7 protein-coding genes and 1 pseudogene are annotated in these 12,441 nt (G+C 61.7%); 3 read left to right on the forward strand and 5 right to left on the reverse strand.

Annotated features, from left to right (window positions below; all coding sequences use genetic code 11):
• Window positions 1-7: 7 nt before the first annotated feature.
• A complete protein-coding gene (locus LVD10_RS12580) occupies window positions 8-826 on the reverse strand; it encodes a hypothetical protein (RefSeq protein ID WP_237063854.1) in 819 nt (272 codons plus the stop codon).
• Between the two features lie 430 nt (window positions 827-1,256).
• Between LVD10_RS12580 and LVD10_RS12585 the strand changes: the two genes are divergently transcribed.
• Window positions 1,257-1,640, forward strand: coding sequence for a hypothetical protein (locus LVD10_RS12585; protein WP_232941528.1), 384 nt, complete (start codon window positions 1,257-1,259; stop codon window positions 1,638-1,640).
• 161 nt (window positions 1,641-1,801) lie between these two features.
• On the opposite strand, the gene guaA is transcribed toward LVD10_RS12585, so the two are convergent.
• Entirely contained in the window at window positions 1,802-3,379 is a 1,578-nt protein-coding gene (gene guaA, locus LVD10_RS12590; protein WP_232941527.1) for a glutamine-hydrolyzing GMP synthase, read from the reverse strand.
• A gap of 108 nt (window positions 3,380-3,487) precedes the next feature.
• The gene (gene guaB / locus LVD10_RS12595) at window positions 3,488-4,975 is read right to left on the reverse strand and encodes an IMP dehydrogenase (protein ID WP_232941526.1); all 1,488 of its coding nucleotides are present in this window, start codon (window positions 4,973-4,975) and stop codon (window positions 3,488-3,490) included.
• A 159-nt stretch (window positions 4,976-5,134) separates the two neighbouring features.
• Here guaB and xseA point away from each other — a divergent pair, with 159 nt between their 5' ends.
• Window positions 5,135-6,496 (forward strand): exodeoxyribonuclease VII large subunit, encoded by a 1,362-nt coding sequence (gene xseA / locus LVD10_RS12600; protein ID WP_237063855.1) that lies wholly within the window; start codon window positions 5,135-5,137, stop codon window positions 6,494-6,496.
• Between the two features lie 321 nt (window positions 6,497-6,817).
• Window positions 6,818-8,845 (forward strand): annotated as a pseudogene (locus LVD10_RS12605) (MltF family protein); the annotation flags it as partial.
• Window positions 8,846-9,077: 232 nt separating this feature from the next.
• Here LVD10_RS12605 and LVD10_RS12610 read toward each other — a convergent pair.
• Both LVD10_RS12610 and LVD10_RS12615 read right to left on the reverse strand, forming a co-directional pair.
• Entirely contained in the window at window positions 9,078-10,055 is a 978-nt protein-coding gene (locus LVD10_RS12610) for an NAD(P)H-quinone oxidoreductase (RefSeq protein WP_237063856.1), read from the reverse strand.
• Between the two features lie 119 nt (window positions 10,056-10,174).
• On the reverse strand, window positions 10,175-12,427 hold the full coding sequence (locus tag LVD10_RS12615; protein ID WP_232941523.1) for a TonB-dependent receptor: 2,253 nt from the start codon (window positions 12,425-12,427) through the stop codon (window positions 10,175-10,177).
• Between the last annotated feature and the right edge of the window lie 14 nt (window positions 12,428-12,441).

Here is a 12,441-nt window from a genome sequence, read left to right on the forward strand (position 1 = left end):
TACTGCCTCAGAAGACATCCTTGCGATTGTTTTCGGCTTTTACCAGCAGGGCCTTGGCCCGGTCCAGCTTGGCCTGCATGGCTTCAACTACCTTGCGCACGTCATCGACAGAGGCCTGCGCTTCCAGTGCCTTGGGCAGGGTCACGTTGAAGTCTTTTTCCAGGTCCTCGACCAGGTCGGCATCCTGTTCGATCAGGGCTCCCTCAACACCCTCGAAACGCTGCAGGTAGGTATCGTGGACGATTGTGGTTGCGGCCTCCGGGAGCTGCTCGGCGTACTTGGCCACCACACGGTCCAGGCGATGCTTGATGTCTTCCAACGTTTCCGGCGCGGTGGTTGGCTCAGCTGCGGTGGTCTGTACTTTTGCCAGCAAGCCTTTCTGCTGGTACTGGGCCGCCAGCTTCACAGCACCCAGCGCCTGCCACAGCGCCCGGTCCAGCTTCGCCTGCTCCTCGCGCACTTTGGCTATCGATGCGCCATTATCAATCGCCTGTTTGACGCCGAAAATTCCCTGCCAGATTTTGGCATAAACAGGCACATAGTGGGTTTCAATAGCCGCGTGGAAATCCACTTCCTCCCAGTACTCGATCATCGAGTCCGAGTGCGCGGCCTCCTTCCCCTGCTTCTCATAGGTATCGACGACGCCCCCGAACTTGCCCACCAGCCAGCTCACTTCTTCGGTGTACTGGTCCAGGTGTTCTTTCAGGTTGTTGACGTGCGCCCCGATCTCACCGTTGGCGGATGCCTGGCTGGTGGCCAGCATGGTCAAAAAGGCCAGTGCCAGGCCCAGTCCACGATACTTCCGCACTCCAGATAAAGGCTGCATAGAAACTCCCAATTTCCAGTTTTCCACTCTGCGACTCTCAGGAAATGATACTCATTATCAAAGAAGAGATAAAGCACCATTACACAACGCGCGCCGGCCATGTGGCAGCTTGCCCAGCGACTCCAGAGGCTCAGGTGGCACCACTTCCGGTATGCCGCCCACATTGCGGTAAGGTTTCATTCCGCCGCCTGTCGCTCCCGTCAGATGCAGGCTGGCCAGGAGGGGGATCCCGGGACTCAGTGCCCACCCGGACCGATCCGGTTTGCACCCGCCCCCCCTGCGATGCTCTCATTGGGTCTCCGATAAGAACGGCGGTCAGATCTTGAGGGGCCTGCCCGCAGCCCGGAGGCGACAGCCTTCCGCCGGGACGGGCACGGCGCCGCCCAGAACCTGCCCCGTGAACCAACACACTGCAACAGGAGCTTTTTTCATGCGCCTATTCCAGCAATCTCTCATCGCGGCAACCGCCTTGTTCATCGCCGGCAGCGCATTCGCCGATTGCGATAAACCCCAGTTGCCGGAAATCCCCGATGGCAGCACAGCCAGCCAGGAATCCATGCTGCAGGGCCAGAAGGCGGTCAAGCAGTACCTGCAGGAGGGCGATGCGTACCTGAAATGCCTGGAGCAGGAAAACAAGGCGGCGCTGGCCACAGCGAAAGAATCCGGGGTCGAACCGGACAGCGAGGCAGCCCGGCAGCTACAAGCCGAGAGCGAAGCGCGGGTTCAGGAGCACAATGCCACCGTGGACGCCATGCACAATGTCGGCAACCAGTTCAACCAGGCAGTGAAAAGCTTTAAAGCAGCCAACCAGTAGGATCCGCGGCTCTACAGAAGAAGGGAGGGGAGCAGGAACGAGACCGAGCGGCCTGCCCGCCCTCACCTGACGGCAAGCTGGGCCAGAATGGCAGCGGTCACCCGCGACCAGAGGATAATGAGGCCGGCGAAAGATCGCCGGCCCCGTCCAGGCTGACCGGGTTATTCCCACTCGATGGTCGCGGGCGGCTTGCTGGACACGTCGTACACCACCCGCGAGATATGTTCGATCTCGTTGATGATGCGGTTGGACACCTTCTCGATCAGCTCGTAAGGCAGGTGCGCCCAGCGCGCAGTCATGAAATCGATGGTCTCGACGGCGCGCAGTGCCACCACATATTCGTAGCGGCGACCATCGCCCACCACTCCCACCGACTTGACCGGCAGGAACACGACAAAGGCCTGGCTGGTCTTGTGGTACCAGTCCGCGTTGCGCAGCTCCTCGATAAAGATGGCGTCAGCTTCACGCAGGATCTCCGCGTATTCCTTTTTGACTTCACCGAGGATACGCACTCCCAGGCCCGGTCCCGGGAAGGGGTGGCGATAGACCATATCGTACGGCAGGCCCAGCTCCAGGCCGATCTTGCGCACTTCATCCTTGAACAGCTCGCGCAGGGGCTCCACCAGCTCCATTTTCATTTCTTCCGGCAGGCCGCCCACATTGTGGTGTGACTTGATCACGTGTGCCTTGCCGGTCTTGGCGGCGGCGGATTCAATCACGTCCGGGTAGATGGTGCCCTGGGCCAGGAAATTCACGTCCTTCAGCCTGGCCGCCTCCTGGTCGAACACTTCGATAAAGGTGTTGCCGATTATCTTGCGCTTCACCTCGGGATCGTCCTCGCCCGCCAGGCGCGACAGGAACATATCCTCGGCGTCGGCGCGGATCACTTTGACGCCCATATTGTCGGCGAACATTTCCATTACCTGGTCGCCCTCCTGCTTGCGCAGCAGGCCGTTGTCCACGAACACACAGGTAAGCTGGTCACCGATCGCCTTGTGCAGCAGTGCCGCCACCACCGAGCTGTCGACACCACCGGAGAGGCCCAGCAGCACCTTGCCCTTGCCTACCTGGGCACGCACCTTCTCAATCGAGTCCTCGATGATATTGGCCGGAGTCCAGAGCTTTTCGCAGCCACACAGCTCCATCACGAAGTGCTCATAGATCCGCATGCCCTGCAGGGTATGGGTCACTTCCGGGTGGAACTGGACACCAAAGAAGTTCTTCTCCGGGTGGTACATGCCGGCAATCGGGCAGGAACCGGTGGAAGCCATCAGCTCGAACCCCTCGGGCATCTCCACCACCTTGTCGCCATGGCTCATCCACACGTCCAGCAGTGCGTGGCCGTCGCCGTCGAGGTGATCCTTGATGCCGTCGAGCAGGGCGGAGCTGCCCTCCACTTTCACCTGCGCATAACCGAATTCGCGGATATCGCTGCCCTGCACGGCACCGCCCAGCTGGTGGGCCATGGTCTGCATGCCGTAACAGATACCCAGTACCGGCACGCCCAGCTCGAACACCACTTGCGGCGCGCGGGGCGAGCCGGCCTCCGGCACGGATTCCGGGCCGCCGGCGAGGATGATGCCCTGCGGGTTGTAGTCGCGGATCTCTTCCTCGGTCATATCGAAGGCGCGGATTTCCGAGAAGACGCCCAGCTCGCGCACACGGCGGGCGATCAGCTGGGTGTACTGGGAACCGAAGTCGAGAATCAGGATTCGGCTGGCGTGGATATCTTGGGACATGGCTTACTCGATTGTTGCGGGGCGGTGGCCCAGAAACTGCGAACGGACCACTTGTTCCCAAGGGTCCGCTCGCCATCAAACATGATAGTTGGTCAATTCAAAGCGCTATTAACGACCACCGACGGGATAGTTGGGCGCTTCTTTGGTGATCTGCACGTCGTGTACATGGGACTCGCCCATGCCCGCCGCGGTCACCCGCACGAATTCGGGACGGGTGCGCATGGTCTCTATATCCACACTGCCGGTATAGCCCATGGCAGAGCGCAGTCCGCCCATCATCTGGTGCACGATTACGGACAGCGGCCCCTTGTAGGGAACCCGGCCCTCGATACCCTCCGGCACCAGTTTCTCGGCGCCCTTGCTGGCATCCTGGAAGTAGCGGTCAGAGGAACCCTGGGTGCGGGACATGGCACCCATGGAGCCCATGCCGCGGTAGGACTTGTAGGTGCGCCCCTGGAACAGTTCCACCTCACCGGGCGCCTCCTCGGTACCGGCCAGCATGGAGCCCATCATCACCGAGTGGGCACCGGCAACGATGGCCTTGGAGATATCACCGGAGAAGCGGATACCGCCGTCGGCAATCAGCGGCACCTCGGTGCCCTCGAGCGCCTTGGCAACCTCGGCGATGGCGGTAATCTGCGGCACGCCGATACCGGTAACAATGCGGGTAGTACAGATGGAACCGGGGCCGATGCCCACCTTGACCGCATCGGCACCGGCCTCCGCCAGTGCCCTGGCGGCCTCGGCCGAGGCGATATTGCCGCCGATGACATCCACCTGCGGGTGCATCTCCTTGATGCGGCGCACGCGATCGATCACGTTGCGGGAATGCCCGTGGGCGGTATCCACCACCAGCACGTCCACCCCGGCCTCCACCAGCGCGGCGACACGGTCGTCGGTATCCGGGCTGGTACCCACTGAGGCACCGACACGCAGGCGGCCATCGGCATCCTTACAGGAGTTGGGATACTGCTCGGCCTTGTTGAAATCCTTGACGGTAATCAGGCCGCGCAGCTCGAAATCGTTGTTGACCACCAGCACCTTCTCGATGCGGTGCTTGTGCAGCAGCTCCTGCACCTTGCCCGGGGCAGCGCCTTCGGGAACGGTCACCAGGCGCTCGCTGGGGGTCATGATGCTGGCGACAGTGGCATCCAGGTCAGTCTGGAAACGCACGTCCCGACTGGTGACAATGCCCACCAGGTTGCCCTTCTCCATCACCGGCACGCCGGAGATGTTGTGGTGGGTGGTCAGCGCGATCAGCTCGCGCACGGTGGCACTGGACTCGATAGTGATCGGGTCCTTGACCACGCCGGCCTCGAACTTCTTGACCGCGCGCACTGCCAGCGCCTGGTCCTCGATGGACATACTTTTATGGATGATACCAATGCCCCCTTCCTGGGCCAGGGCAATCGCCAGGCGCGATTCCGTGACCGTATCCATCGCCGCGGAGACCAGCGGGATGTTCAGGGAGATATTGCGGGACAGTTTGGTCTTAAGAGAAACGTCCTTGGCAGTGACCTCGGAATAGCCGGGCACAAGTAGGACGTCGTCAAAAGTGAGAGCTTCGCGCGCGATGCGCAGACCAGAATCAGACATGGACACTCAAACCTCGAGATAGCGGGATTGGGTATCGGCGCGATTATAGCGGCAAGATCGCTCACGTCAAAAGACAATTTGCTTTTTTTGGCAAATACCTTTACCTGTCACCAGCTTACTGCAATATTGGCCCGCCCCGAGGACTTTGGCGAGATTTTCATGCTCACAGGCAACCCCCCCACCCCATCCGGCAACCGCCCCAACCGCAGTGTCCTGACAGTCAGCGACCTCAACCGGGAGGTAAAACACCTGCTGGAGAGCAGCATACCGCTGCTGTGGGTCAGTGGTGAGATCTCCAATTTTGCCGCCCCGAGCTCCGGGCACTGGTACTTCACCCTCAAGGATGCCCGCGCCCAGGTGCGCTGCGCCATGTTCCGCGGTCGCAACCGGGCGGTGCGCTTCCGGCCGGAAAACGGGCGCGAGGTCCTGCTGCGGGTGCGGGTCGGCCTCTACGAGGGCCGCGGCGAGTACCAGCTGGTCGTTGAGCATATGGAGGAGGCCGGACTGGGTGCCCTGATGCGCCAGCTGGAGGAACTGAAGGCACGCCTGCAGGCCGAGGGCCTGTTTGCCCCGGAGCGCAAGAAACCCCTGCCCCTCCTGCCCGGGCGTATCGGCATTGTCACTTCCCCTACCGGTGCCGCCGTGCGCGACATGATCCACGTGCTCGGCCGGCGCCACCCGGCGGCGGAGATCGGCTTGTGGCCGGTCCAGGTGCAGGGCCGCGAGGCCGCCGGCCAGATTGCCGATGCTATTGCCCGGGCCGGTCACTCGGGCAGGCACGACCTGCTGATCGTGGGACGCGGCGGCGGCTCCATCGAGGACCTGTGGCCATTCAATGAGGAGATCGTTGCCCGCGCCATCGCCGCCTGCCCGATCCCGGTCATCTCCGCCGTCGGCCACGAGACCGACACCACCGTCTCCGACCTGGTTGCCGACCTGCGCGCCCCAACCCCTTCTGCGGCGGCGGAGATCGCCAGTGCCAATGCAGTGGAGATGTGGCAGGGATTGGTCGCGCTCCGCCAGCGCCTGCTGCGAGCCACGCAGATACAGCTGCGCCACCTGCAACAGCGCGTGGAGGCCACCCGCAATCGCATCCGCCACCCGCGCGAACAACTGCAGAATCGCGCCCAGCGACTGGATCACCTGGAACTGCGCCTGCAGGGCGCAGTGCGCCAGCACCTGCACAACCGGCACCGTGAGTTGCAGCTGGCCTCACGGGCGTTCGCACACTATCACCCTGAGCGTGCGCTGGAGCATCGCCGCCAGCTCACCGACACGGCGGCGGAGCGACTGCGCAAGGCCATGCAGGCCCTGCTGCAAAAGCGCGGGGAGCGACTGGCGCACAGCGGCCAGCTGCTGCACAACGTCAGCCCGCTGGCCGTGCTGCAACGCGGCTACGCCATTGTGCGCGACGAGCAGGGCCAGGTGCAGAAGAGCACCCGCACCCTGTCGCCGGGCCAGCGTGTACACACGCGCCTGGCGGAGGGCGAGTTCACCGCCACTGTCGACGAAATCCTCTGACTCTCCGGCTTCCCCAATTTCCCCCCATGCGCCCGAGCCCGGGCGCCCGCCGGTCGCGGTGAAGGAGACCAGGCCGACCCTACCATTTCCGCCAGTGCAAGCTGCCGGAGCAGAACCATGCCAATGGATACCCCCCAGCCGTGGCTCGATTGGCACATTGGGCCCCGTGGCCCAGTGCCTGTTGATGGTGCCGTTTCCGGGCGCCTGCAACGGGCTGCAGCAGACAACGCAACGGCCCCGCGATCGCAGGGAGCGAGTGGAAAATGTCTCGTGCTGGCTACGACCCTAAACTTGGGCCAGTGAAGTCTATCGGAGTCCGCGATGGTGACTGAGAAGGCTAAATCACAGTGCTCGTTGCGTTACTGGGCCATTCTCCTGGCCGCCCTGTTCGCATGCCTGGCCCTCACCGCTTGCGAGGAGCGCCAGGAGTCCCCCGCCAGGAGCGACCGGGCGGCCCCCATCAGCGAGAGACCCGGGCTGGCACCGGCCGACAGCGGGGCCGCACCGAAACAAAAAAAGGAAACCCGGGAAGCCGAGCGAGTCAACCAGCCGGAGTACATTGAAACCGGCGACCTGCAGGCGCTGAGGAAGCGCGGCATTATCCGTTTTGTCAGCCTCACCGGGGACAACCAGAGCTACCTGCCCCGCAAGGCCATTGTCACCCAGACCCACCGCCAGCTCGCCAACCAGCTGGCCGAGCGAATGAAACTGCAGGCCCGCTGGCTTATTGCGGAGACCCCCCAGCAGGCCATGGAGATGGTCAGTGATGGCCGGGCCGACCTGGCCGTCGATAATTTCACTGACAACGAGGCCAGAAGGGAAATCGTCAGTTTTACCCAACCCCTGGCGCAGGCCTCTGACGTCCTGGTAAGCGGTGTCAACGGGCCGGATATCAGCGACATCAAAAACCTGCGCGGGGCGGAACTGATAGTCCTCGCGGGCAGCACCTACGCCGACCGGGCTTACCAGCTGGCGGAGGAACATCCGGATGCCAATCTCCATGTGCGGGAGGTTTACCTGAACGACGAGCGGGATACGCTGTTTGATATGGTCAGCAAGGTCGACAACGCGGTGACCATCCTGCACAGGACCATTGCCGAGGATACACTGCAGTACCGCGATGACCTGAAGATCGGCGCATCCGTCGGCGAGCCAGAGGATATCGCCTGGGCCATGCGCAAGGACGCCAAGCGCCTGAAAACCCGGGTCAACAATTACCTGACTCGTACGCTGGTCACCGAGATCCCGGAGCGTACCTCCCACTGGTTTGCCATCAAGCAGTCGCGGGTTTTGCGTTTCGCCACCTACAACGGCCCCATCAGTTACTACCTGTGGAAAGGGGTACTGCGGGGATTCGACTATGAAATGGCGAAGGCCTTTGCCGACAAGCACGACCTGCAGCTGAAGATTGTTGTGGTCCCCGATGAAGAGGACCTGGTGGAATGGGTGGCCGATGGCCGGGCTGATATCGCCGGCGCCTCCACAACCATCACCCGGGAGCGTATCGCCAAGGGCGTGGAGTTCAGCGTGCCTTTCCTGGAGACCCCACAGAATGTCATCAGCAATAACAGTCGCCCGCCGATCAAGACACTCGGCGACCTCGCCGGGCGGACCCTGACACTGCGTGCCTACTCGGCCTTTATTGGGACCGCCAGGACCCTGCAGGAAAACGGCATCGATGTGGAGGTCGAGGTAGCTCCACCGGAAATGTCGTTTGCCACCATCCTGAACAAGGTCGCGGAAGGCGAGTTCGATGCAACCATCGAGGACACCTATATTGCCGACATCCAGGCAGCCCTGCGCCCGAACCTGGTAATTGGCCTGCAGGTCAGTGACCCCCTGCCCCAGGGCTGGATGGTCAAGCAGGGCAACAAGGACCTGCTGAAACAGGTTAACCGCTTTATGAAAAAATTTAGTGGCAGCGACGAATACAAAAGAATGTTTGCGGCCTACTTCAAGCCCAATAAAAACCTGGTGCAGAAGATCAGTGCCCGGGTAGTCCCCGGGGAGGACCTGTCACCCTATGACAAGCTGGTAAAAAAATCCGCCCTCGATCACGACTTCGACTGGCGCCTGGTCACCGCGCAGATGTGGCAGGAGAGCAACTTCAACCCCAAGGCCGTTTCCCCGGTCGGGGCCCAGGGCCTGCTGCAGGTGATGCCGCGCACCGGCGAAGATATGGGTTACCCGCCGCCGCTGTTTGAACCGGACCGCAACCTGCAGGCCGGCGTCAAATATATGGAATGGATCCGCAACCGATTCAAGGATCCCCTGCCCACGGATGAGAAGCTGTGGTTTTCCCTCGCCTCCTACAATGCGGGCCTCGGCCATGTGCTGGACGCCCAGAAGCTGGCCGAGGAACTGGGGCTGGATCCGGAAAAGTGGTTTGACAACGTGGAAGTGGCAATGCTCAAGCTGGAGGAGCCACGCTATTTTGAGAAAGCCCGCTACGGTTATGCGCGTGGCTCCGAGCCGGTTGCCTATGTGCGCAAAATCAGCAGGCTTTACAAGGCCTACACGGGCGTGGCTACGGGCGATGTCGCCAGCCGGGGCAGTTCCGGCGGGGCAACCGCGCCGTCATTTACAGCTCCAGCACAATTTTGCCGATATGCTTGCTCGACTCCATCAGGTTGTGTGCCCGGGCCGCATCCTCCAATGCGAAAGTTGCCTCAACCACTGGGCGCACCTTGCCCGCATGGATCAGCGGCCATACCGTTTTTTCCAGGGCACGGGCAATGGCAGCCTTCGTTTCCGCTGAACGGGGCCGCAGGGTGGAGCCGGTGAGGACCAGGCGCTTTGCTGCCACCGGCCACAGGTTGAGCTTCACTTCGGCGCCCTGCAGGAAGGCGATATTGACAATACGGCCGTCGGGCGCTGCCAGGCGAATATTGCGGTTTACATAGTCCCCGCCCACCATATCGAGGATCACATCAGCGCCGTAGCCATCGGTGAGTTCGCGGACGACCTCTACAAAATCTTCCTCGCGGTAATTGATACACCGCTCGGCACCGAGTTTTTCACAGACGTTGCATTTTTCCGCCGAGCCGGCGGTGGCAAAGACGCGCGCGCCCAGGTTGCTGGCAAGCTGGATGGCGGTGGTACCTATGCCCGATGAACCCCCATGCACCAGCAGTACCTCGCCGGCCTGCAGGCCGCCGCGGTCAAACACATTGCTCCAGACGGTAAAAAAAGTCTCGGGCAACGCTGCCGCCTCGGTCATCGACAACGACTCTGGCACCGGCAGGCACTGCCCCGCCGGGGCCACTGCGTATTCAGCATACCCGCCACCGTTGGTGAGTGCACAGACCCGGTCACCCGGCTGCCAGCGCGACACACCACTGCCCACAGCCACCACTTCACCCGCCACCTCCAGGCCCAGGACCGGCGAGGCGCCGGGCGGGGGTGGGTAGAGCCCCTGGCGTTGCGCCACATCGGGCCGGTTGACGCCCGCTGCCACCACCCGGATCAACACCTCGCCCGCGCCGGCTTCCGGCCGCTCCCCTTGCGCCAGCTGCATCACTTCGGGATCACCGGTTTCGGGCAGATCGATATAGCGCATCAGAACCTCTGTTTTCCGTATGTTTCTGGTGGAAATGACGGTAACAACATTGCACCGACAAAAAAGCCCGGCAAGGTGCCGGGCTTTCAGTTTATGCCATCCGGGGCGGATGGGTGAAGTTACAGGTCGTAGGTCAACTCCACGCCCATCACACGGCCCTTGTTCAGCGGGGTAAAGCTGGCACCCGGTCCGCCCAGGTTGATGGGCAGCTGGGTATTGTTACCCTCGGTGACCTCGTCGAGCATATTCTTGCCGAAGAATGCCAGGCGGTAGTTACCGCTATCCGGGGTGTAGCCGAAGCTGAAGTCCAGCATATCCGCAGCCGACAGCATGCCCAGGTTATTGTCGGTGTAGGGCGCTTCATCGCGGTGGTTGAAGTTGACTCGCGAGGTCAGCGTGCCGGCAGCCCCCAGGTCCAGGTCGTGGACCAGGCCAATACCGTAGGTCCAGGGTGCCAGGCGCGGAATATCCAGCCCCAGGTCCACATTGTTCACCTGGCCGTCACCACTGATATCGCCGCGGACACTGTCGTAATCACCATCCACGTAACCGACATTGAAGGTAAACAGCAGCGTATCAGTCGCCGCCGCCATCGCCTCCAGTTCGGCACCGCGAATGGTGGCATCAGCAGTATTGCGGATAATCTGCACCACACCCACGACCGGGTTGCTCAGGTTTTCTTCCCGTTGCATCTCATCGATGGTGTTGTGGAACAGGGCCATATTGGTGCGCAGGCGACCATCGAACCACTCGGCCTTGCCGCCGATTTCGAAGCTGGTCTGCTCTTCCTGGTCCGTGGGCCCCGGAAGTTCCCCCGGCCCGGTGTTACGCATGTTGTAACCACCGCTGCGGAATCCCTTGGTCCAGAAGCTGTAAATCTGCGCATCGTCCGACAGGTTCCACTGCAGGCCCACTTTCGGGGTAAAGGCATCCCAGCTTTCCGAATCCTCGAAATCGTAGGCGACACAACCGTCGAGGCTACAGAGATCCACGGGAATGGTTGCGATCTTCGCGTCCTTGTCCTCGGTCGAGTAGCGTCCACCAAGGGTCAGGACCCAGGACTCGTTCAGGTCAACATCCGCCTGGGCAAAGATACCCAGGGCTTCGTGGTCCTGGATACCGCCGCCGGTCCAGTCGAAGCCGCCGGACCCCGGAGGTCCGGAAAGGGGCAGCAGTCGGTTTTCGTAGTACTCCAGGTCCTGGTTGAACCAGTACAGGCCGGTGGTCAGGGAGGTTGCACCGAAACGGCCGGCATAGCGCAGTTCGTTACTCAGCTGGCTCTGGTCGACACGGGTGTTGGCGTGGAAGGCGGTAATCGGCAGGGAGTCGATATCGCCGGTGCCGTTGGCATCGTATTCGCGCCAGGCAAGGATATTGGTGATGGTGCCGTTACCGAACGCCACATCCTGGTTGAACTCGGTGATCACATGGCTCCACTCATCCTCCTGGAAGCCCTCCTCGTTCTGCGCCACTTCAAAGGAGTCATCACTGTTGTCCCAGCCGGATACATCCACGCCGAACAGCGGGTAGAGCGGGAAATTGGTTGCCAGTGCACCCCGGTTTTGCGCCACTACGCCGTCGGAATCCATCTTGCCGTGCTCCATACGCACCAGCAACTCGGCAGTTTCCGAAATATCGACACTGAAGCTCGGGCGGATAAACCAGCTGTCCGAGGCACCGGCACTGTCATTGCCGGTGTAGACATTTTCGAACCAGCCCTGGTCATTGTTGTAGTAGGCGGTAAAGCGGCCGTTGACCGTCTCGGAAATTGCACCATTCACAGTGGCTGCGGCAATGGTGTCCAGGTTGTCGGTGGTGGACAACTTGAACTTGCTGGAAAATTCTTCGGTGGGACGAGCTGTGCGGATCACCACCGCACCACCGGTCACGTTGCGGCCAAACAACAGGCCCTGGGGACCGCGCAGCACCTCGATGCCCTCGAGGTCAAACATATCGGTCACGACGCCCGCGTTCACCCCCATGTACATCCCGTCGACAAAGACACCGACCGTGGGATCGATGGAGGGAATCGAGCTGTTGACACCCAGCCCGCGCACCGTGAAGTTGGCAGTATTCTTGACCGTGCCCACATCATCCAGCTGGACGTTGGGCATTTTAAAAGACAGGCTCTGCAGGTCCTTGGTCTGCAAGGCCTCCAGCTGGTCGCCGGAATAGGCTGTCGCAGCCACCGGCACTTCCTGCAGGCGCTCGGCCTCGGCACGCTTGCGGGCAGTGACCTGGACCTCTTCCATGATGGTGCCTACTGCACCCTCCGCAGCGTGCGCGGACATACCGCTGGCAAACCACAGGGTGGCTACCGAGCATGCGCTAACGAGTGCGGATACATTCCTCGAATTGAACTGACGTCCCATTTTCTCTCTCCATT

It is taken from the genome of Microbulbifer zhoushanensis, from assembly GCF_021729055.1.
In the GTDB taxonomy this organism is placed as follows: domain Bacteria; phylum Pseudomonadota; class Gammaproteobacteria; order Pseudomonadales; family Cellvibrionaceae; genus Microbulbifer; species Microbulbifer zhoushanensis.